At 51.1% G+C, this 20,634-nt stretch carries 18 protein-coding genes, 1 other RNA gene and 1 pseudogene; 18 read left to right on the top strand and 2 right to left on the bottom strand.

What is annotated here, in order from left to right; all coding sequences use genetic code 11:
* Window positions 1-11 precede the first annotated feature (11 nt).
* Together AC0L4K_RS14455 and AC0L4K_RS14450 are read right to left on the bottom strand one after the other, a co-directional pair.
* Window positions 12-395: a YraN family protein gene (locus AC0L4K_RS14455; protein ID WP_473266836.1), complete on the bottom strand. Its 384-nt coding sequence runs from the start codon at window positions 393-395 to the stop codon at window positions 12-14.
* Window positions 396-405: 10 nt separating this feature from the next.
* Window positions 406-2,108: pseudogene (locus AC0L4K_RS14450) on the bottom strand (penicillin-binding protein activator).
* A 147-nt stretch (window positions 2,109-2,255) separates the two neighbouring features.
* Here AC0L4K_RS14450 and rsmI point away from each other — a divergent pair.
* The 18 genes from rsmI (at window position 2,256) to AC0L4K_RS14360 (ending at window position 20,634) form a co-directional block, all read left to right on the top strand.
* Window positions 2,256-3,092: a 16S rRNA (cytidine(1402)-2'-O)-methyltransferase gene (gene rsmI, locus AC0L4K_RS14445; protein WP_473266834.1), complete on the top strand. Its 837-nt coding sequence runs from the start codon at window positions 2,256-2,258 to the stop codon at window positions 3,090-3,092.
* 62 nt (window positions 3,093-3,154) lie between these two features.
* Window positions 3,155-3,512: RNase P RNA component class A (gene rnpB, locus AC0L4K_RS14440), an RNA gene on the top strand.
* A 514-nt stretch (window positions 3,513-4,026) separates the two neighbouring features.
* Window positions 4,027-4,176, top strand: coding sequence for a hypothetical protein (locus AC0L4K_RS14435; RefSeq protein WP_473266833.1), 150 nt, complete (start codon window positions 4,027-4,029; stop codon window positions 4,174-4,176).
* A gap of 191 nt (window positions 4,177-4,367) precedes the next feature.
* Window positions 4,368-4,754: an IS66-like element accessory protein TnpA gene (gene tnpA, locus AC0L4K_RS14430; RefSeq protein ID WP_473266831.1), complete on the top strand. Its 387-nt coding sequence runs from the start codon at window positions 4,368-4,370 to the stop codon at window positions 4,752-4,754.
* Window positions 4,751-5,098, top strand: a complete 348-nt coding sequence (gene tnpB / locus AC0L4K_RS14425; RefSeq protein WP_473266830.1) for an IS66 family insertion sequence element accessory protein TnpB — start codon at window positions 4,751-4,753, stop codon at window positions 5,096-5,098. The genes tnpA and tnpB overlap by 4 nt, the downstream gene beginning before the upstream one ends.
* Window positions 5,099-5,149: 51 nt before the next feature.
* A complete protein-coding gene (gene tnpC, locus AC0L4K_RS14420; RefSeq protein ID WP_473266828.1) occupies window positions 5,150-6,682 on the top strand; it encodes an IS66 family transposase in 1,533 nt (510 codons plus the stop codon).
* A 453-nt stretch (window positions 6,683-7,135) separates the two neighbouring features.
* Window positions 7,136-7,594, top strand: a complete 459-nt coding sequence (gene mraZ / locus AC0L4K_RS14415) for a division/cell wall cluster transcriptional repressor MraZ (protein ID WP_473266827.1) — start codon at window positions 7,136-7,138, stop codon at window positions 7,592-7,594.
* Between the two features lie 18 nt (window positions 7,595-7,612).
* Window positions 7,613-8,551, top strand: coding sequence for a 16S rRNA (cytosine(1402)-N(4))-methyltransferase RsmH (gene rsmH / locus AC0L4K_RS14410; protein WP_417227567.1), 939 nt, complete (start codon window positions 7,613-7,615; stop codon window positions 8,549-8,551).
* Complete coding sequence (gene ftsL, locus AC0L4K_RS14405) at window positions 8,548-8,898, top strand: cell division protein FtsL (protein WP_417227565.1); 351 nt, start codon at window positions 8,548-8,550, stop codon at window positions 8,896-8,898. Before rsmH ends, ftsL begins: the two co-directional genes overlap by 4 nt.
* Entirely contained in the window at window positions 8,888-10,603 is a 1,716-nt protein-coding gene (locus tag AC0L4K_RS14400) for a peptidoglycan D,D-transpeptidase FtsI family protein (RefSeq protein ID WP_417227563.1), read from the top strand. Before ftsL ends, AC0L4K_RS14400 begins: the two co-directional genes overlap by 11 nt.
* Window positions 10,600-12,108 (top strand): UDP-N-acetylmuramoyl-L-alanyl-D-glutamate--2,6-diaminopimelate ligase, encoded by a 1,509-nt coding sequence (locus tag AC0L4K_RS14395; protein ID WP_473266825.1) that lies wholly within the window; start codon window positions 10,600-10,602, stop codon window positions 12,106-12,108. The genes AC0L4K_RS14400 and AC0L4K_RS14395 overlap by 4 nt, the downstream gene beginning before the upstream one ends.
* Window positions 12,108-13,496 carry a UDP-N-acetylmuramoyl-tripeptide--D-alanyl-D-alanine ligase gene (locus AC0L4K_RS14390; protein ID WP_473266823.1) on the top strand — a complete coding sequence of 463 codons (1,389 nt, stop codon included), beginning with the start codon at window positions 12,108-12,110 and terminating at the stop codon, window positions 13,494-13,496. The genes AC0L4K_RS14395 and AC0L4K_RS14390 overlap by 1 nt, the downstream gene beginning before the upstream one ends.
* Window positions 13,496-14,578: a phospho-N-acetylmuramoyl-pentapeptide-transferase gene (gene mraY, locus AC0L4K_RS14385; protein WP_417227557.1), complete on the top strand. Its 1,083-nt coding sequence runs from the start codon at window positions 13,496-13,498 to the stop codon at window positions 14,576-14,578. The genes AC0L4K_RS14390 and mraY overlap by 1 nt, the downstream gene beginning before the upstream one ends.
* A 10-nt stretch (window positions 14,579-14,588) precedes the next feature.
* Window positions 14,589-15,941: a UDP-N-acetylmuramoyl-L-alanine--D-glutamate ligase gene (gene murD / locus AC0L4K_RS14380; protein WP_473266822.1), complete on the top strand. Its 1,353-nt coding sequence runs from the start codon at window positions 14,589-14,591 to the stop codon at window positions 15,939-15,941.
* Entirely contained in the window at window positions 15,938-17,146 is a 1,209-nt protein-coding gene (ftsW, locus tag AC0L4K_RS14375) for a putative lipid II flippase FtsW (protein WP_473266821.1), read from the top strand. Before murD ends, ftsW begins: the two co-directional genes overlap by 4 nt.
* On the top strand, window positions 17,139-18,236 hold the full coding sequence (gene murG / locus AC0L4K_RS14370) for an undecaprenyldiphospho-muramoylpentapeptide beta-N-acetylglucosaminyltransferase (protein ID WP_473266819.1): 1,098 nt from the start codon (window positions 17,139-17,141) through the stop codon (window positions 18,234-18,236). Before ftsW ends, murG begins: the two co-directional genes overlap by 8 nt.
* 17 nt (window positions 18,237-18,253) lie before the next feature.
* On the top strand, window positions 18,254-19,690 hold the full coding sequence (gene murC / locus AC0L4K_RS14365; RefSeq protein ID WP_417227649.1) for a UDP-N-acetylmuramate--L-alanine ligase: 1,437 nt from the start codon (window positions 18,254-18,256) through the stop codon (window positions 19,688-19,690).
* Window positions 19,690-20,634, top strand: a complete 945-nt coding sequence (locus tag AC0L4K_RS14360) for a D-alanine--D-alanine ligase (protein ID WP_473266817.1) — start codon at window positions 19,690-19,692, stop codon at window positions 20,632-20,634. The genes murC and AC0L4K_RS14360 overlap by 1 nt, the downstream gene beginning before the upstream one ends.

The following is a 20,634-nucleotide window of genomic DNA, read 5'->3' as shown; positions in this document are numbered from 1 at the left end:
CGGTGCTCCTGTCAGAAAGTGGCTTCAGGTCTGAAGGCGTCTTTATACCATACGGGGCGGGAATCTCCACTCCCGTGATCCTGATTGGCCTCGAATGCGATAACATCAAACCGGCATATGGGCAGATTACTGCTTTTCTGCTGGCTGAGGAAGTAACTCGCTGTTTTTATTAATTTCTTCTGTTTGCGAAAATCGACCGATAAACCGGCACCGCCCCATTGTTGATAACGTCTACTGCGTACTTCAACAAACACCAATTGATCTTGATCGCGCATGATCAGATCGATTTCACCAAAGCGGCAGTGAAAATTTTGTTCGACCAATTTAAGGCCTTGCTGCTTGAGGTAGCTCAGTGCGCGTTGCTCGGCATCCTTGCCGATCTGTTGTCTATCCATGGATATCTCATCACTCTAAGGGCTGGGCTATGCCTTGTGTAAATGTGGTCCAGTTAAGGGTACGCACAATCTGGTTATTTTCAGTGATAGAAAGTGAGCCGGTTTCGCCCTCTATCTTAGCAGAGCTCGACGCTGATAGTTGGGCTAGATAAGGAAACAGAGTGAAAGCATCAATGCCTAATGCATACAGGCGTCCAAAACGGCTTTCGGTATCATCGCGCAGTTGTGCTAGCTGTAGGTGCGTTGCCGAGGGTGGGCTGCTGACCCAAGGAGTGGTAACGAAGTTAATGCCGTTAAGGTCCTGGTCCTCAATGGCTGATTCTGTGCCCGTATAGATCAGTGAGGTCGCATACACGGGGATATTGCCGGCGTAATGGAACGCTAGCGTGGGTTTGATCTGGCGTGCACTTTGCGGCAGCGCGGCGAGGAAGATCGCATCGATATCTTGGCGGCGGCGATTTTCAAATTCGGGCCGTTGGCCGATGACTCGAGTGAGTTGAGATTTGCGTATTCCGCTCTGATCGGTGCCTAATAACTCGGCGATCTGTTCTGAATAGCTGATATTGTCATTGTAACGGCGACTGTCGAGGATGATGCCGCCGAGTTCGTTGAAGCGACGGCTAAAGGCATTGGCGGCGCGTTCTCCCCAGTCTGTATTGGCAGTGTAAATCAACACTTGGCGTTTTTGGTCCTGCCACACCCGCTCTGCTGCTTGAGAGGCTTCATCTTCGATGGCTAGGCCAAACTGGTAAATATTGCTTTGTTGTAAGCCGGGCACAGTATTGAGTGTTAATGTTGGAATTGGGGCCGGTCCGTAATTGATCAGCTTTTCGACCATCTCTTTTTGTAGCGGGCCGACAATTAAGTCGATATTGCGCTCTGTGGCAAGCTGGTACAGTTGCTCGGGTGTATTAATTTTAGTCGAGTCGAGCATGGTGACTCTGGCGGTTGTTTTACCCGCTTGTACGGCATTGTAGTGGGCTGTCATAAAGCCGGTAATGATAGCTTCAGCGGGTTTTTGTAGATTGCCGCTCATTGGTAAGAAAAGGGCGATGTGTTCGGCGCTTAACGTCTCTGCGTTGCTGACGGCTTGGAGTGCATCGGGGGGATTTGCTGGGCTGGGTGGGATTGCCAGAGGACATTCCATTGTTGCAGTTGTTTGTCTTGTTGGTTTAGGTCTAAGGCGTTGCCTGCGCTAAGCGCGAGTTCATACCAGCCCTGTTGATAGTAGTTGTTGTCCGCTTGTTGGCTCAGTTGTTTTAGTTGATCGATCGGCATCTGTGTTAGTAGGTTCCAGATGCGATTATGGAGCGTTCTGGCTTTATCAGCGGGACTGTAGCTGCTTAGTTGAATGAGTTGTTGCAGTTCGTTGAATGAATTTTCCTGATAGCGATAGGCGTCAGCCTGCATCTCACCTATTAGGTATTGTTGCTCTGTGGGTAAGTTTTGGGTCGTTCCCGCTGGCAGTTGCTGTAAATAGCGAAGCGCTCGTTGTCCGTCCTGTTGTTGCAGTGCGGTTCTGGCTCTTAACTCAGAGATCTCAAATTGCAGGGCGGGTGTCAGGCGCTGCATATCGACCTCGTCGAGCAATTGTGATGCCTCGTCTTGTCTATTTTGCGCAATCAGGATGCGGGCCGCTTTGGCTTTGAGTTGTGCGCTTTTAACCGGCGCAGCCACCTCCGCCAGTTGGATAAGTTCGGCGACCTGCTGCATCGGGTCAGTGGAGACTGGGGTCATATTTCCCTGTTGGGAACCGCAGCCAGTAAGAAAAAGTGCTACGCTGGCGGTTAGGACCAGAGACAGACGGCTTGGAAACGTCATATACTTTCACATCCTGAATTATAAATGGCTCGAATACTGATGTCCGAAGCAGTTTTGTATGTTGTTGCAACGCCAATTGGCAACTTGGAAGATATGACGCCGCGCGCGCTCCGTATATTGGAGTCGGTTGCATTAATTGCGGCTGAAGATACCCGCCATAGTGGACGTTTGCTGTCACATTTTAATATCAAAACGCCGATGATAGCAGTTCATGACCATAATGAACGCCAGCAGCAGCAAAAAATTATCGAAAAGTTGCAGAGAGGCGAAGATATTGCGCTGATTTCTGATGCTGGCACGCCGTTGATCTCTGATCCCGGCTTTGTTTTGGTGCGTGAAGTGCGTGCGGCGGGTTTTAAAGTGACGCCGTTGCCGGGGTGCTGTGCGTTAGTGGCGGCTCTGTGTGCCGCCGGTGTACCTTCCGATCGTTTTGCTTTTGAGGGCTTTCCTCCGGCGAAGTCCCAGCAGCGGCTTAATTTTTATACCGCGCTGGCGGCGGAAACTCGGACCTTAATGTTTTATGAGTCCCCTCATCGAATTATCGATAGTTTAAAGGATATTGTTGCGGCTTTCGGGGCAGAGCGAAATATTGCTCTTGCCCGAGAGTTAACGAAAACCTTTGAGACTTTTCTTAACGGCACCGCTGAAGAGGTGTTGGCTCAGGTCGAGGCAGACCCTAATCAGCGTAAAGGTGAATTTGTGTTGATGGTCGAAGGGGCTCCGAAGCAGGATGAAACTCTGCTGGACCTTCGCAGCAGTGAAGTGCTGGATATTCTGCTTGAAGAGTTGTCGGTGAAGCAGGCTTCGGCGCTCGCGGCGAAAATTACCGGGATTAAAAAGAAGGTGATGTATCAAGCGGCGCTTGAGCGTAAATAATTCGCTGCGCTAACGACTGTTGTGCTTGCTTATGGTGTGCTTGCTGGTATCCTTTGCGCCGTAGAGTTCGCCAGACAATCGCTGCTTCCGTATGGAAGGGGAGGAAAGTCCGGGCTCCATCGGGCAGGGTGCCAGGTAATGCCTGGGAGGCGCAAGCCTACGGCAAGTGCAGCAGAGAGTAAACCGCCTACGTTTCCTGTTTACAGGAAGCCGGTAAGGGTGAAAGGGTGCGGTAAGAGCGCACCGCGTGCGTGGTAACACGTCACGGCAAGGTAAACCCCACCTGGAGCAAGACCAAATAGGAATCCATGAGGCATGGCCCATGCTGGATTCGGGTAGGTCGCTTGAGGCCTGTGGCGACGCAGGCCCTAGATGAATGATTGTCCACGACAAAACCCGGCTTATCGGCGAACTCTACACTTTCTTCTTTATGATCTTGATGTCCACGACAGCTCTCGATAAAGCCTCAGGGCTTATCGGCGAACTCTACACCTCTACATTTCATTTTTCTTTTTTGCATCTAGGTGCTGGATGTCTACGACAGCTCTCGGTAAAACCTAGGGCTTATCGGCGAACGCTACATCTCCATTCTATATGTTAAGCAAGCGTCTTGATGTCCACGACAACTCCTTGTCAAAAATCTAGGGCTTATCGGCGAACTCTACACTTTCTTCTTTATGATCTTGATGTCCACGACAGCTCTCGATAAAACCTCAGGGCTTATCGGCGAACTCTACACCTCTACATTTCATTTTTCTTTTTTGCATCTAGGTGCTGGATGTCTACGACAGCTCTCGGTAAAACCTAGGGCTTATCGGCGAACTCTACACTTTCTTCTTTATGATCTTGATGTCCACGACAGCTCTCGATAAAGCCTCAGGGCTAATCGGCAAACTCGCACCTGATTGTTTCTTTTTTTACATCTAGGTGCTGGATGTCCACGACAACTCTCGATAAAACCTCGGGGCTTATCGGCGAACTCTACACTTTCTTCTTTATGATCTTGATGTCCATGACAGCTCCTTACCAAAATCTAGGGCATATTGGTGAGCTCTGTTCTTTCCTCTTTATGGCTAAACTTTGATGCCCGCGACAACTCCCCGTCACCATCTAGGGCTTGTTGATGAAGCCGACACTTTTCATTGAGTCATATTAATTAAACTGGGGCTGAGTTTTAGTTGGCAGGCATATTATTGGTAAGCGTCGACTGCTCACACGTTGCTTGAAAATAAGTGAGATGCGAAGTTCCCATTTAAAAATAGATGGGAACGTAACATGCATAAATCCACACTACCGCCACGACGTCGATATCCCCCCGAACTGAAACTCAAGATAGTTCATGAAGCGATTACAGGCCCTGAGTCTAAGGCGGCGATTGCGCGTGAATATGACATCAACGCAAATATGTTGTCGAACTGGATTAGAGAGTTTCGGAACGAGGCTCGCTGGGTTAAGAAAGCAAACTCGCCCATGATACCTATGATTGTTGTTGATGATTCAACTGATCAGCACGCGCCAAATCACCAACCATGTGCGCAGACACCAGAGTCGACACGGCCCTCTATGTCAGTTATGAGTATCCGGTTTAACTCAGGCCATCAGCTCAATTTGAGTAATCCGACGGATACCCAGCTCGGTCAGATCTTGAGGGCACTGGTATGATGGGGTTACCTTCAGGTACACGTGTTTGGCTGATCGCCGGTCATACGGATATGCGCAAAGGCTTTGATGGTCTTGCTGGTGTTGTCCAATATCAGATTGATAAAAATCCCTTTTCAGGGCAGCTCTTTGTGTTCCGAGGAAGGCGTGGTGACCGGATCAAAGTGCTCTGGTGGGACGGTCAAGGACTCTGCCTGTTTTATAAGCGTCTTGAACAGGGCCGATTCGTTTGGCCTCAGGCGAAAAATGGCGTTATTCATCTATCGACTGCGCAGCTCTCTATGCTGCTCGAAGGGATAGACTGGAGAGCTCCCAAACGTACTAATCGACCACATTTGTCTGCTTGAAAACCTAATAAATACGGGGATTTCAGAGGGTGTTCTGATAAAATATACCTCATGAAAATGACCGCTGATTCCCTGCCCAATGATCCTGAACTGCTCAAGCAGATAGTGCTTTCTATGCAGCAGAATCTGACGGTGGAGCGGACCCGAAATGAGCATCTTGAGCTACGTCTTGCTGCGCTGCTTCGGAACCGTTTTGGCCGTTCCAGTGAACGCACAGATAGTACTGATCAGCTTGATCTTCTGATCGAAGATACCGAAACAGCGATCGCTCAGATATCTCCAAACTCCACAGTGTCTGCGCGGTCATCTTCCACCTCGCGCGGCCGTAAACGCTTTAGCGAATCACTCCCGCGTGAAGAGCACCGCCATGAACCCGCAAGCTGTCACTGTCCTGACTGTGGAGGGAAGATGAAACTAATCGGGGAAGACCTCTCTGAGATGCTGCACGTGGTGCCGGAACAGTATGTGGTTCTGCAACAGGTTCGCCCTAAGTATGGCTGTAGTGCTTGCGATCAGATCGCTCAAGCACCTGCGCAAGAACGCGTCATTGATAAAGGGATCGCCTCGGCTGCACTGATCGCTCAGGTCATCGTTGATAAATACGCAGATCACTTGCCACTCTATCGTCAGGAAGGACGCTTCAAGCGTTCAGATATCGAACTGGATCGTTCGACGTTAGCGGGTTGGGTTGGCCGTGCCGGTGCGCTGTTAGAGCCCTTGGTGCAGGCCATCCGCACGCATGTGATGTCAGCACACAAACTCCATGCGGATGATACAACGGCACCAACGCTCAAGCCCGGAAATAACAAAACCCTAACGGGGCGCTACTGGAACTACGTACGAGATGATCGTCCCTGGGGAGGCGATGCAGCGCCTGCTGTTTGGTTCCAGTACAGTACCACCCGGTCAGGAAAAGAACCTGCCGCTCACTTGAAGGGTTATCGCGGGATCATCCAGACTGATGCTTATGCGGGTTATAACCTTGCCGTTCAGTCCGGCATCACGCGAGCGGGTTGCTGGGCTCATGTCCGCAGAAAGTTCTTCGAGCTTGCTGAATCGACAAAAAGCCCTGTTGCGCTGGAAGCCGTTGAACGAATAAACGCGTTGTATCAGGTTGAAAAACAGATCAAGGGTAAGCCGCCGGATGAACGGCAATATGATAGGCAGAAAAATGCCAAACCTTTGATGGATGATCTGTATACCTGGTTAGATCAGACCCTTCGACAATGCTCTAAAGGCTCGGCTTTGGGACGAGCGATCAACTATGCTCGCAAACAATGGGATAGCCTGACGCGGTACCTTGATGATGGCCGTATAGAAATAGACAACAACGCCGCTGAGCGGGCTATCCGCCCACTAGCGCTGGGGCGGAAGAATCACCTATTCGCCGGTTCTGAGGATGGAGGGCATTATGGTGCTGCGCTTTATAGCATCATGGGCACAGCGAAGCTCAACGGTATCGACCCAAAGGCCTACCTGACAGCCGTGCTAAAACGGATCAACAATACCAAGACCACAGATATTGAAAGTCTGCTGCCTTGGAATATCAATCTCAATGACTCTCAGGTAACCGAAGCGATTTAAGGTGTGAGCAGTCTACGCTTACTATTATTGCCCGGGATAAAGTCCTTCTTAGATATTTGTCTCAGTGCTTTCGGCGCTCTTGGTGGTCGCTGGTTTTGACTCGTTGAGTGGGTGTCGCTACTTTTCTTTTTTGTGCTCGGTATTGTGTCGCTATTCGGCTGAATCGGGTTGGCTTGAATGGCTCTGATTTGTTCCTGCTTTATTTTCATCTGAAATACAGGCAGCTCGGGCGTAGTAACTACTTACTTTTTTCAACTCGCTGTTTTCTTGGCTGTTTTTATCTCATGGGTATCGCTGGGCGATGAATTGTATTCGCCGAGTTCATAGTCCGTCTGTTTCTTACCTTATGCCACACGCTTTCTTTCTTGCAAATAGAGGGCTTAATTCCTATAGTGTGCACTAGTGGGAAAATGTGGGTAAATGTGGGTTATTTTGTTTTTTTAGGAGAGTTTTTTGTTTTTTCGTGGGGTCAATCCAATCAATCTGGATGCCAAGGGCCGTATGGCCATACCGGCACGCTACCGTGACACGCTCACGGAGCATTGCGGTGGGCAACTAGTGGCGACGATTGATACGGAAGAACGCTGCCTATTGTTATACCCCCTGGCTGAATGGGAAGAGATTCAGGCGAAGATTGAAGCATTACCCAGTTTTAATCCAGCCGCGCGGCGTATTCAGCGGTTGTTGATCGGCCATGCTACCGATATCGATATGGATGGCAATGGACGTTTGTTGTTACCGGCTCCGTTACGTGAATATGCCGGCTTAAGTAAGAAAATTGTTTTGCTAGGTCAGGGTGGCAAGTTTGAAATTTGGAGCGAAGAGCGCTGGATGGCGACTCGCGATGAGTATTTGGCAGAAGCGGATGGTGGTGCAGAGCTACCGGATGAGTTACAGAATTTATCACTTTAAACCGACAGGGGTTAGCACATGAGTGCAGAGTTTAAACATATCACAGTGTTGCTGAATGAGGCTGTGGATACCCTGGTCGAAGATCCGGATGGGTTTTATATCGATGGTACCTTTGGCCGCGGCGGTCATTCTGCGTTGGTATTAAGTCGGTTGTCTGAACATGGTCACCTGATGGGTATCGATAAAGATCCCGAGGCGATTGCCTGTGCGGCAGAGCGATTTGGTGATGAACCTCGTTTTAGCATTGAGCGAGGCTCATTCGCGCAGTTAGAAGAGTTTGTCCGTCAGCGGGAGCTGGCAGGACAGGTTGATGGTGTGTTGTTAGATCTAGGGGTTTCATCGCCGCAGTTGGATGACCCTACTCGTGGTTTTAGTTTTATGTCCGATGGGCCGCTGGATATGCGGATGAATCCGGATGTCGGTGAAAGTGCTGCTGAGTGGTTGGCCCGGGCGGGTGAAAAAGAGATTGCTGATGTGCTCTATACCTATGGTGAAGAGCGTCATTCGCGGCGAATGGCGCGTGCGATTATCAACGAGCGAGCCCTTGACCCTATTGTCACCACCGGACGTTTGGCAAAAATTATTACTGAAGCTAACCCTGCTTGGGAAAAAGGTAAAAATCCGGCCACTCGTGCTTTTCAAGGTATCCGTATCTTTATTAACCGAGAGCTAGAAGATTTAGAAGATTGTCTCGATCAGGCGTTAGAGATGCTTAAGCCCGGTGGTAATCTGGTGGTTATCAGTTTTCATTCTCTGGAAGACCGTATTGTTAAGCGCTTTATTCGCAAATATGTCAAAGGCGATGAACATCTGCCACCGGGTATTCCGGTCACCGATGACATGTTGAATATCCGTCTAAAAGCGGTGGGTAAAGCGAGGAAAGCGGGGCAGGATGAAGTATCCGGTAATCCACGCTCACGCAGTGCCGTGATGCGGGTCGCTAAAAAAGTACGATGAAACTGAGTGTGCCGTTACCGCCGTGGTTGAAGGCGAAAGAAGAGCCACGCATCGATGGGATAATTGAGCCTGTCGAGCTAATTAAGTCTGGGGTGTTGTTGTTTTGTCTGGTGTCCCTGCTGGTGGTGTCTGCGTTACTGGTGATCTGGTCGGCGCATCAGTATCGGGTGCTGTTTAATCAGCAGCAGGAATTAGTTCAGCAGTGGGATGAGTTGCAGGTTGAATGGGGCCAGCTATTGCTTGAGCAGGGCACGTTGGCGGCGAATAACCGGGTCGAATCAGTGGCAATTAAACGCCTAGGAATGCGAATTCCTGAGCAGGTTGAGGTGATCAGAGATGAGCGATGAGCAAGGTTTTCAAGCTCGTGCAGCAAGAGGCTGGCGCTTATGGCTGGTGTTTTTTTTGCTGTGCCTGATCGCTACCGGTGTGGCAGGTAAAATGCTCTCGTTGAATGTTCAGGAACAAGCGTTTTTGAAGCGCCAGGGGGATGCTCGGGTGTTGCGTACGGCTATTATTCCGGCGCACCGGGGCATGATCAGTGATCGTAATGGACTGCCTTTATCGGTTAGCGCACCGGTTTCAACCGTATGGATGAACCCGAAAGAGTTTGATCTGCAAAATGGCTCTATTACTAAGCTAGCGACTCTGATTGAAACCGATAAAAATGCTCTGTTAAAGCGAGTTGCTCGGTTTCGTGATAAGCAGTTTATCTATCTGAAACGGCAGATGACACCTGCGCAGGCGGAACAAGTTGAAGATCTCCATATCCCCGGTGTTTATGTGGACCGTGAGTATAAGCGTTTCTATCCCGCTGCCGAGGTTGCGACGCACTTAGTGGGCTTTACCGGTCTGGATGGTGTGGGACAGGAAGGTATTGAGCTGGCATTTGAAGATTGGTTGCAGGGCATACCCGGAAAGAAACTGGTGATGCGGGATCTGTTGGGCCGCACGGTTAAGCATATTCGGGAGCTTGAACCGATGGTGCAGGGCAAAGACCTGCAGCTGAGTATCGATCTGCGGCTGCAGTATTTAGCCTATCGAGAATTGAAAGCGGCGGTGCAGGCCCATAAAGCGGATTCTGCCGCAATGGTGGTGTTAGACGTACATACCGGGGAGGTCTTAGCGATGGTGAATCAGCCATCATATAACCCGAATGACCGGAGTAACCTTGGCAAGGGCATGGAATCGCTACGTAATCGAGCGGTAACGGATACCTTTGAGCCGGGGTCGACCATGAAACCATTGACGGTCGCTGCGGCATTGATGAGCGGCAAGTATACCTTGGATAGCGTGATCGATACTTCGCCGGGTTATATCCGGGTGAAGAGCAAGACGATTCGAGATCATCGTAACTATGGCAAGCTGACGCTGGGGCGAATTATTACTAAATCCAGTAACGTCGGTGCGACTAAGCTAGCGCTCAGTATGCATGGCGATGCGGTACGAAATGTATTTCATAACGTCGGCCTAGGACAGGTGCCGGGTACCGGTTTTCCGGGTGAGCAGGCTGGTGTTTTGCCTTATTTAGCGGAAAAACGTTTGGTAGAACGGGCGACTATGTCCTACGGCTATGGTCTGTCTGTTACGCCGTTGCAGTTGGCGCACTCTTATCTGCCATTTGCGACGGGCGGTTTAGTGCGGCCTGTGTCACTGCTGAAGCTTGATCGGCCTGAGTCAGGTACTCGGGTAATGCCGGAAAAAGTTGCTAATGCGGTGTTACGCATGATGGAGACCGTTACTCAGAGTGGTGGTACCGGACGTCGTGCTGCCATTGAGGGGTATCGGGTGGCTGGTAAGACCGGCACCGTGCATAAGGTGGGTGTGAACGGTTATGCCGATGATCAGTATATGTCCATCTTTGCCGGTGTTGCCCCGGTGGATAACCCGGAGATCGTTGCTGTAGTTATGGTGGATAACCCTAAGGGGCAAGAGTATTACGGTGGCGAAGTGGCGGCACCGTTATTTTCCCGGGTAGTGGGTGGTGCGTTAAGAATGCTGAATGTGGCGCCGGATAATTGGCAGCCTGCATCATCCCATGTGGTGATGAAATGAGTGGCGTTCAGACCCCCTCGGTTTGTTACGCCTTGGCTGACTTACTACCGCAACTGGCCGGTACAGTGCTGGCACCGTTGGCGGTGAGTGGGATTTGTCAGGACAGCCGACAAGTAAAATCGGGTGATCTATTTTTCGCCCGTGATGGTGTTAACCATAAAGGTATTGATTTTGTTTGCTCCGCTGCAGCAGAAGGGGCAGTCGCTGCGATCGTTGATGACGCAGAACTGGCTGCAGCGGACCCTATTAATGTGTCGATCCCGCTGATCGGTGTGGCAGATGTTGCTGCCACGATTGGCGAGGTCGCCTCGCGTTTCTATGGTGAGCCTTCACTTCACATGCGGGTTATCGGGGTAACCGGGACTAACGGTAAAACCTCTTGCGCCCATTATATTGCCCAGTTACTGAGTTTCTGTGGTGAGACCTGTGGTCTGATTGGCACGGTGGGGAATGGGCTGTTGGGTCAGTTAAATGACGCGACCCATACCACCCCCGATGCTATCGGTGTGCATCAGTTATTGGCGGACTTTCGTCAACAGGGTGCAACGGCTGTGGTGATGGAAGTGTCCAGCCATGCGTTAGATCAGCAGCGGGTTAGCGGCGTTCATTTTGACGCGGCGGGATTTACTAACCTATCCCGTGATCACTTAGATTATCACGGTGATATGGAAAACTATGGTGCGGCGAAGGCGCGTTTATTTACTGATTTTGATATCGATCATCAGGTGATCAATGGGGATGATCCATTTGGCGCTAATTTATTGGCCCGCAAAGATGGTCACGAGCGGCTGAGCTTTGGCGAATTAGACGGTGTTGCCGTACGGGCGACCGAGGTAACGCTTTCCGCGACCGGTATTCGCGCCCAGATTAGCACACCCCAGGGAACCTTTAGGTTGGATACCGGTCTTATCGGCCGGTTTAATCTGAGCAACCTACTGTTGTCGATTGGAGTAACTCTAAAAATGGGTTATCCACTGGATCAGATTGAGAGTGCGGTGAGGCAATTGAGCCCTGTTGCTGGTCGAATGCAGTTGGTGTCAAGGCAATCGCCGCTGGTGGTGGTTGATTATGCCCACACGCCGGATGCGCTGGAAAAAGCCTTGCAAGCGTTGCGAAGCCACTGCGAAGGCGAACTTTGGTGTGTGTTTGGCTGCGGCGGTGATCGGGATACGGGTAAGCGAGCGCCGATGGCGATAATCGCTGAGCAGTTAGCCGAGCGCGTTGTCGTGACCAGTGATAACCCGCGCACTGAAGATCCACAACAGATTATTGAAATGGTGATGGCGGGCTTCAGTGATGCGCCGCAGGTTATCTGTGAACCGGACCGTCAACGTGCCATTGAATACGCTGTAGCGGCATTGAAACCTAAGGATATTTTGTTGATAGCTGGGAAAGGTCATGAGACTTATCAGGATATACAGGGCGTGAAACGACCATTTGATGATTTGGCCGTGGCGCGTCATGCCCTAGATGTTGTGCGTCAACAGCGCCTGGAGGGGCAGTAATGAACGGCCCTTTTAATCTGAGTGAGCTGGCCGGGCCGTTGTCTGCCCGGCTGATTGGCGCGAGTTGCGAAGTGCAGGGTGTCAGCACCGATACCCGCAATATACAGGCCGGTGATCTGTTTATCGCGTTGCGGGGCGAGCATTTCGATGCCCATGAGTTTGTCGCCCAAGCGGTTGCTGATGGCGCGGTAGCGGTTGTTGTCGAGCGGCAAGTCGAGATTGATGTGCCTCAGCTGGTGGTTAGTAATACGCGGATGGCGCTGGGTAATATCGCGGCCTTTAATCGTGCCCGCTTTAGTGGCTCCATGTTTGCGGTGACCGGAAGTAGTGGCAAAACCACCGTTAAAGAGATGTTGGCATCAATAAACCGGTTACGAGGTCAAACGTTGGCCACTCAGGGCAACTTGAATAACGATATTGGCGTGCCTTTGACTTTACTGCGGTTGTCAGCGGGTGATCGTTATGCGGTTATCGAAATGGGCGCCAGTGGCGCTCACGAGATCGCCTATAGCACCCAACTGACAAAGCCGGATGTAGCAATATTGAATAATGCCTATGGCGCACATCTCGAGGGCTTCGGCTCGCTTCGAGGTGTAGTGCTAGCCAAGGCGGAAATATTTGAAGGTCTGTCGGAGAACGGCACCGCCATTGTAAATTTGGATGATCCGCATGCCAGTGTTTGGTTGGCCATGTTAGCGCAACAACAGCTATTGACCTTTTCACTGGCAAATCCTGAAGCAACGGTGTTTGCGTCGGATATCCGCTTACAGGACAGCGGTTGTTATGGGTTTAGTCTGAACTATCAAGGTAGTCAGTATCCGGTCAGCCTAGCGTTGATGGGACGTCATAATATTGCCAATGCCTTAGCCGCAGCGGCGGCGGTGATAGCCGATGGCTGCGAGCCTAAAGTGGCAGCCAAAGGTTTAAGTCAGTGCCAAGGGGTTGCCGGACGGATGCGACCTATTCGCTTAGATGACGCCACACTGCTTATCGATGACAGCTATAACGCCAATCCGGATGCGGTGAAAGCCGCGTTGGATACCCTCGCAGAGCTTGAGGGTGAACAGGTATTGGTTCTGGGTGATATGGGTGAATTAGGTGCTGATGAACTGCAACAGCATCAGGATGTGGGGCAGTATGCCGCCGCTAAACATATCGATAGCTTGCTTAGTTGTGGTGTGTTGAGTCGTGCAGCCCATGATGGCTTTATCGCCGCCGGTGGTCAAAACGCCCAGCATTTTACAGATAAAAAGGCGCTGTTGCGTTATCTGCAGCAGCTGCCGACGAGTCAGCGTGTTCTGTTGGTAAAAGGGTCTCGCAGTGCGGGAATGGATCAAATTGTAATGGGCCTGACCAATGATGGCTCTACCGATGGAGGTAGTCACTGATGTTATTACTACTGGCCAACTGGCTAGCTGAATATAACAGTTTTTTCGCCGTGTTCAGTTATCTAACGCTGCGCAGTATTCTCGGCGTGCTGACCGCACTGGCGATCTCATTGATGCTTGGACCTGCGTTGATTCGTAAACTGAAAAGTAAACAGATCGGCCAAACGGTTCGCAGTGATGGACCGGAGTCCCACTTTAGTAAAGCTGGTACGCCTACCATGGGTGGCGCACTAATTATTCTGGCCATTATGATCAGCAGCCTGCTTTGGTCTGATCTGAGTAACCGTTATACCTGGATTGTGCTAGGGGTAACCTTTATCTTTGGCGCGGTTGGCTGGGTGGATGATTACCGCATGGTGATCGAAAAGAGCACCCGAGGATTACCGGCCCGTTGGAAATATTTTTGGCAATCGGTGGGCGGCTTAGGGGCCGCTATTGTGCTGTATATGACGGCGCAATCACCGGCAGAAACCCAGTTGATTATTCCGATCTTTAAAGACGTTGCCATCGAGATGGGGCTGTTCTTTATCGTGTTCACTTATTTCGTCATTGTCGGCACATCTAATGCGGTCAACCTGACGGATGGTTTAGATGGTTTGGCTATTTTGCCGACGGTCTTGGTTGCCGGTGCATTGGGCTTTTTCGCTTACTTGGGCGGTAACGTTAACTTTGCTAACTACCTGCATATTCCTTATATCGCGGGTGCGGGTGAATTGGTGATTATCTGTGCTTCGATTGTTGGCGCAGGGCTCGGATTTTTGTGGTTTAACACCTACCCAGCACAGGTCTTTATGGGTGATGTTGGTGCGTTGGCCCTAGGTGCCGCGTTGGGTGTTATTGCCGTAGTTGTACGCCAGGAATTGGTGTTGCTGATTATGGGCGGGGTATTCGTGATTGAAACCGTGTCGGTAATTTTGCAGGTGGCATCGTTCAAATTGACGGGGCGGCGGATCTTTAGAATGGCACCCCTGCACCACCATTTTGAATTGAAAGGTTGGCCTGAACCACGGGTTATTGTGCGTTTTTGGATTATTACGGTAGTGCTGGTACTGATCGGACTAGCAACGCTGAAAATACGTTAGTGGAGTGATTGTGAACCTGATAGCGACGGATCAACAGCGGATTATTATTGGCCTAGGACAGACTGGGCTTTCCTGTGCCCGCTATTTAGCGGCAAAAGGGTTGCCGTTTATGTTGTTGGATACCCGTGATGCGCCACCAAATCTTGCCGCGATTCGTTCAGAGTTCCCTCATGTTGAACTGCACTGTGGTGAGCTCGATGCCACGCTGCTATGCCGTGCCAGTGAAATGATACTCAGCCCTGGGGTGGCAAAAGATCAGCCAGCGATTCAGGCTGCGGTTGCCGCCGGAGTAAAGCTCAGCGGTGATATCGATCTGTTCTGTCAGGCGATCAGTGCTCCGATTGTTGCCATTACCGGCTCGAATGCGAAAAGCACCGTGACCACGCTGGTGGGACAGATGGCCTTAGATGCTGGGATTGATACCGGTATTGGCGGCAATCTAGGCACGCCCGTGTTGGATATGCTGAGGGATGGTGAACAGCAGCTATATGTTTTAGAACTGTCTAGTTTTCAACTGGAAACGGTGAATGACCTGCGGGCTACCGCCGCCACTGTGCTTAATGTAAGTCCTGATCATTTGGATCGCTATGATCAAAATCTGCAGCTCTATTATCAGGCTAAGCATCGGGTGTTTAAAGGTGCGGCGAATGTGGTGATCAATCGAGATGATCCATTGACCTCACCATTGGTGAGTACCGGGGTTAAGATTAGTAGTTTTGGTTTAGGGCGGCCCGACCTTAATCAGTTTGGTTTGATCGAACAGCAAGGGCAAACCTTTTTGGCCCGAGGCTTAACGCCATTATTGGCGGTGAGTGAATTGAAAATTCAAGGGCAACACAATTTGGCGAATGCGCTTGCGGCGTTGGCTTTAGGTGAGGCGGTGAATATCCCGCTCGAGTCGATGTTGCACACCTTAAAGCAGTTCGCCGGGTTAAAGCATCGTTGTCAGTGGGTTGCCGAGAAAAATGGCATTAACTATTTCAATGATAGTAAGGGCACCAATGTTGGCGCTACCGTTGCAGCGATCAATGGTTTGTCAGCCACGTTAGGTGAAGGGCATAAAATTGTCTTGATAGCGGGTGGTGTTGGTAAAGGCGCTGATTTTAGAGATTTGGATAAGCCGTTAAAACAGGCCGGTCGGGCGTTGATATGTATCGGTAAAGATGGTGCGTTGATTGATCAAGCGGTCGGTTGCCTATCAGGTCAATATGCCGCAAGTATGACTGCCGCCGTGCAACAGGCGGCGGCATTGGCGCAGCCCGGTGACATTGTATTGCTGTCACCGGCCTGCGCCAGTTTCGATATGTTTAGTGGTTTTCCGGCGCGCGGTGATGCCTTTATTGAATCGGTGGAGGCGCTATGAGTGCAGCCGCATTAGATAGATCGGCGACCCCCGGTACTCACCGGGTGTTACCGTTTGATCCTTTGCTGGTTGCGGCGGCGCTGTGTTTGATCTTGATCGGTTTTGTGATGATTAGCTCGGCTTCCATTGAAGTGGCGGCGGTGCGTAACAGCAATCCATTTTTTTATATGATCCGGCACGGTGTGTTTATCCTGCTGGGGCTAACCGCAGTAATTGCCGTAATTCGTGTGCCGCTTCATGTATGGCAGCGTATGGGGCCAGGGTTGTTGTTGCTGGGTATTGTATTACTGATGTTGGTGTTGGTTGTGGGCCGGGAAATTAATGGTTCGGTACGTTGGATCCCGTTAGGACCTGTGAACCTACAGGCGTCAGAGGTGGCTAAGTTCACCATGGTGATCTACCTCGCGGGCTATCTTGTACGCCGACTGACGGAGGTGAGAAGTAGCTGGATAGGCATTGCGAAACCCGCATTGCCACTGGCTTTTTTTGTCTTTCTGATGATTCTAGAGCCGGATTTTGGCGCGGCTGTGGTGTTAATGGGCAGTGTGATGGGGATGATCTTTCTGGGTGGGATGAAGTTTAGCCAGTTCGCTCTGATCGTCGTCGGTTGTGCGGTGGTGATTCCTTCGTTGGCTATGCTGCAACCTTATCGGGTGGTGCGTTTAAAAACCTTTCTTGACCCTTGGGCAGACCCATTTGGTTCCGGCTATCAGTTGGCCCAAGCCCAGATCGCCTTTGGCCGTGGAGATTGGTTTGGCGCAGGCTTAGGTAATAGTGTGCAAAAGCTTTTTTACCTGCCTGAGGCACATACCGATTTTGTTTTTTCGGTCTTAGCCGAAGAGATGGGCTTGGTGTTTGCGCTGCTGGTGGTCGGGTTATATGGCCTGATGGCCCAGCGGATGTTTCGTATTGGTCGTCGGGCCGAAAAGCTACAGCAGTTTTTTATGGCCTACGTGGTTTATGGCTTCGCGATTATGCTGACAGGACAAGCGTTGATTAATATCGGTGTCAATGTGGGGGCGTTGCCAACCAAGGGGTTGACCCTACCGTTGGTTAGCTATGGCGGCAGTAGCTTAGTGGTGAGTTGTGTGATGTTGGCGATTGTCTTGCGGGTGGATTACGAACTGAAACGGTTACAGGTTGAAGCGGGTAAGGTGCCGGTAAGAAAAAAGAAATCATTGAAAACAGGCAGTGCAGATGAATAGCAGCCGCAAAGTATTGATTATGGCGGGTGGTACCGGTGGACATGTTTTTCCGGCGCTGGCCACTGCTGACTGCTTACGCCAGCAGGGTGTTGCCGTCGAGTGGCTAGGTACGGCTGCTGGGATTGAAGCCGATGTTGTGCCGGCGGCAGACATTAAATTGCACTGTATTAATGTGCAAGGGCTGCGCGGTAAGGGGAAGTTAAGCTTACTGCTGGCACCCTTGCGCTTGCTACAGGCGTTGTATCAAGCATTAGCTGTTTTGCGGCGGGTAAAACCTGATGTGGTACTCGGCATGGGCGGCTTTGCATCAGGCCCGGGTGGTTTGGCGGCCTGGCTGACGGGTGTGCCCGTGGTGGTGCACGAACAGAATGCCTGTGCTGGTATGACCAATAAGATCTTGGCGCGGTTAGCCAAGCGGGTGTTGGAAGCCTTTGGTGGGGCCTTTATGGGTAAGGTTAAAACCACGGTCGTCGGTAATCCGGTGCGTGGCGATATTCTTAACTTGCCGCAGCCCGAGAAGCGTTTTGATGGTCGCAAAGGGCCACTAAGGCTATTGGTTGTTGGCGGTAGCTTGGGCGCTAAGGCCATCAATGAACTATTGCCGCAAGTGTTGAGTGCGCTGCCGCAAGGGATGGTTCCAGACGTTTTGCATCAAGTAGGCAAACGAAACCTAACAGAAACCGAAGCGCTATACCGCGAGGCTGGACTGGCTGAACGGGAATCGATCCGGGTTGTACCCTTTATTGAGCGGATGGATGAAGCTTATGGTTGGGCTGATCTCGTCCTGTGCCGGTCAGGTGCACTGACGGTGAGTGAATTAAGTATTGCCGGTGTGGCGTCTATCTTGGTGCCATTCCCGTTTGCGGTTGATGATCATCAGACGGGCAATGCCCGCTATCTGGCTGAGGCGGGCGCCGCACTATTGATTCAGCAGCATGAACTGAATCGAGACCGGCTGATAAATATTTTGACAGAGCAGTTGAATGACCGCGAGGTACTTTTAGATATGGCGCAAAAAGCCCGCCAGCTAGGACAGCCCGATGCGAGTCAAACGGTCGCGGATATCTGTCTGGAGGTAATGAACAAGTGACTGATAATACCACTGAGATGTATGAAGTACCGGAAATGCGCCGTATTCGCCGTATTCACTTTGTCGGTATCGGCGGTGTGGGTATGTGTGGTATCGCTGAGGTGCTGTTGAATCAGGGCTATCAGATTACCGGTTCTGATATTCGCGCTTCGGCGACCACTGAGCGACTTAAGAGTATGGGGGCTGAGATCTTTATCGGGCATCTCGCGGAAAATATTACTGCTGCTAATGTGGTCGTTATTTCTACGGCGGTCGGTAATGATAACCCAGAAGTTAGTGCTGCCCGTGAACGCCGTATTCCGGTGGTGCGTCGGGCTGAGATGCTGGCAGAGTTGATGCGTTACCGGCATGGCATCGCGGTTGCGGGAACCCACGGTAAGACGACTACGACCAGTTTACTGGCCTCGGTGATGGCCGAAGCGGGGTTTGATCCGACCTTTGTGATTGGTGGGCGACTCAACAGTGCCGGCACCAATGCCAAACTCGGTGGAAGCCGTTATTTGGTGGCCGAAGCGGATGAAAGTGATGCTTCTTTCCTACATCTGCAGCCGATGGTGGCGATTGTTACCAACATCGACGCCGATCATATGGATACTTACGGCGGTGATTTTGGCAAGTTGAAACAAACCTTTGTCGATTTTCTGCATAACCTACCGTTTTATGGTTTAGCCGTACTTTGTACCGATGACCCGGTGGTTAAGGAGATCATTCCCCAAGTAGGGCGGCCTATCGTCACCTACGGTGTCAATGAAGATGCCGATTACCGGGCAGAAGATATTGTTCAGCGCGGTATGCAAACCAGCTTTACGGTGAAACGGCCTGATGGCCGCGCCGATCTGCAGGTCACTGTGAATATGCCGGGCAGGCATAATGTTTTGAATGCGTTGGCGACCATTGCGGTGGCCAGTGATGAAGGGATTGATGACCAGGCTATCTGTACCGCATTGCAGAAATTTGAAGGGGTTGGACGACGCTTTCAGGTGTTAGGTGATATTCCCGTTGCGGGTGGCTCGGTGATGCTGGTGGATGATTATGGTCATCACCCTCGTGAAGTTCAGGCGACTATCCGGGCGGTCAAAGAGGGCTGGCCAGACAAACGTTTGGTTATGATTAATCAGCCCCACCGTTATACCCGTACTCGAGATCTGTATGAGGATTTCGTGCAGGTGTTATCCGAAGCCGATGTGCTACTGCTGATGGAAGTCTATGCTGCCGGTGAGGAGCCTATTGCCGGTGCTGATAGCCGTAGTTTGTGTCGCAGTATTCGTCAGCGTGGCAGTGTCGATCCAGTGTTTGTTGAATCGGTTGATGCGGTGCCTCAAGTGCTGAAAAACGTATTGCAGCCAGGTGATCTACTGCTGACCCAAGGCGCGGGGAATATCACCGCCTTAGCACATCAGTTGTCGACATTGGACTTAACTCTAGATTTAACCGTCGTGGCGGAGGCTGATTGATGGGCGCTTATAGGATTACGGCTGCGGAACGTGCTGAATTTGGTCGAGTGGCGGTGCTGTTCGGTGGCTCATCTGCTGAGCGAAGCGTGTCTCTCAAAAGCGGTGCCGAAGTCTTGCGTGGATTGCAGCAGGCCAATGTGGATGCGTTTGGGATCGATCTATGTGCTGATGGCGCAGACCCTCTTGCGCAGTTGCAGCAGGCGGTGTTTGATCGGGCGTTTCTGATTATGCATGGCCGTGGCGGTGAAGATGGCACTCTGCAAGGGGTGTTAGAAATTATGGCGAAACCCTATACCGGCAGCGGTGTTATGGCTTCCGCCCTAGGGATGGATAAGGTTAAGTGTAAACAGATTTGGAGTGCCGCAGGATTACCAACACCTGCCTATGTGGTACCTGATGAAGCGACTGATCTACAGCAGTTAGCTGAGCAACTGGGTTTTCCCATGATTGTAAAGCCTGCTCATGAAGGTTCAAGCATCGGTATGAGCAAGGTGACGAGCGCGGCTGAGTTAGCACAAGCGATCGAAGCGGCCCGACAGTTTGATCGGGCGGTGCTGGTGGAGAGTTGGATCAACGGCCCTGAGTTTACGATTGCGGTGTTAAATGGCCAAGCGCTGCCGGCTATCCGCTTGGAAACACCCCATGAATTTTACGATTTTGAGGCTAAATATCAGGCTAATGATACCCAGTATCATTTTGATAATGAACTGACCGAAGCGCAGGAAACTGAGTTAAAACGGTTGGCTGAGCTAGCCTTTGAAATGGTTGATTGCCGAGGTTGGGGGCGAGTGGATGTGATGTTGGATCAGCAGCGGGGGTTTCAGTTGCTGGAAGTGAATACCTTACCGGGTATGACTGATCATAGCTTAGTGCCGATGGCTGCACGGCAAGCGGGAATTAGTTTTGAAGAGTTGGTGGTGACGATCCTGCGAGGGAGCCTTTAA

The organism is Amphritea sp. GJ51-11, from assembly GCF_055808735.1.
Note: the sequence above shows the minus strand (reverse complement) of the source record. Positions and strands in the feature narration are given on the sequence as shown.

What these genes read in the sequence shown, in the direction of transcription:
- AC0L4K_RS14455 (WP_473266836.1), bottom strand. Translation starts at nt 395, where the DNA reads ATGGATAGACAACAGATCGGCAAGGATGCCGAGCAACGCGCACTGAGC.
- ftsL (WP_417227565.1), top strand. Translation starts at nt 8,548, where the DNA reads ATGAAACTGAGTGTGCCGTTACCGCCGTGGTTGAAGGCGAAAGAAGAG.
- AC0L4K_RS14395 (WP_473266825.1), top strand. Translation starts at nt 10,600, where the DNA reads ATGAGTGGCGTTCAGACCCCCTCGGTTTGTTACGCCTTGGCTGACTTA.
- rsmH (WP_417227567.1), top strand. Translation starts at nt 7,613, where the DNA reads ATGAGTGCAGAGTTTAAACATATCACAGTGTTGCTGAATGAGGCTGTG.
- AC0L4K_RS14390 (WP_473266823.1), top strand. Translation starts at nt 12,108, where the DNA reads ATGAACGGCCCTTTTAATCTGAGTGAGCTGGCCGGGCCGTTGTCTGCC.
- tnpB (WP_473266830.1), top strand. Translation starts at nt 4,751, where the DNA reads ATGATGGGGTTACCTTCAGGTACACGTGTTTGGCTGATCGCCGGTCAT.
- ftsW (WP_473266821.1), top strand. Translation starts at nt 15,938, where the DNA reads ATGAGTGCAGCCGCATTAGATAGATCGGCGACCCCCGGTACTCACCGG.
- rsmI (WP_473266834.1), top strand. Translation starts at nt 2,256, where the DNA reads ATGTCCGAAGCAGTTTTGTATGTTGTTGCAACGCCAATTGGCAACTTG.
- tnpC (WP_473266828.1), top strand. Translation starts at nt 5,150, where the DNA reads ATGAAAATGACCGCTGATTCCCTGCCCAATGATCCTGAACTGCTCAAG.
- AC0L4K_RS14360 (WP_473266817.1), top strand. Translation starts at nt 19,690, where the DNA reads ATGGGCGCTTATAGGATTACGGCTGCGGAACGTGCTGAATTTGGTCGA.
- tnpA (WP_473266831.1), top strand. Translation starts at nt 4,368, where the DNA reads ATGCATAAATCCACACTACCGCCACGACGTCGATATCCCCCCGAACTG.
- mraY (WP_417227557.1), top strand. Translation starts at nt 13,496, where the DNA reads ATGTTATTACTACTGGCCAACTGGCTAGCTGAATATAACAGTTTTTTC.
- murC (WP_417227649.1), top strand. Translation starts at nt 18,254, where the DNA reads ATGTATGAAGTACCGGAAATGCGCCGTATTCGCCGTATTCACTTTGTC.
- murG (WP_473266819.1), top strand. Translation starts at nt 17,139, where the DNA reads ATGAATAGCAGCCGCAAAGTATTGATTATGGCGGGTGGTACCGGTGGA.
- AC0L4K_RS14400 (WP_417227563.1), top strand. Translation starts at nt 8,888, where the DNA reads ATGAGCGATGAGCAAGGTTTTCAAGCTCGTGCAGCAAGAGGCTGGCGC.
- AC0L4K_RS14435 (WP_473266833.1), top strand. Translation starts at nt 4,027, where the DNA reads ATGTCCACGACAACTCTCGATAAAACCTCGGGGCTTATCGGCGAACTC.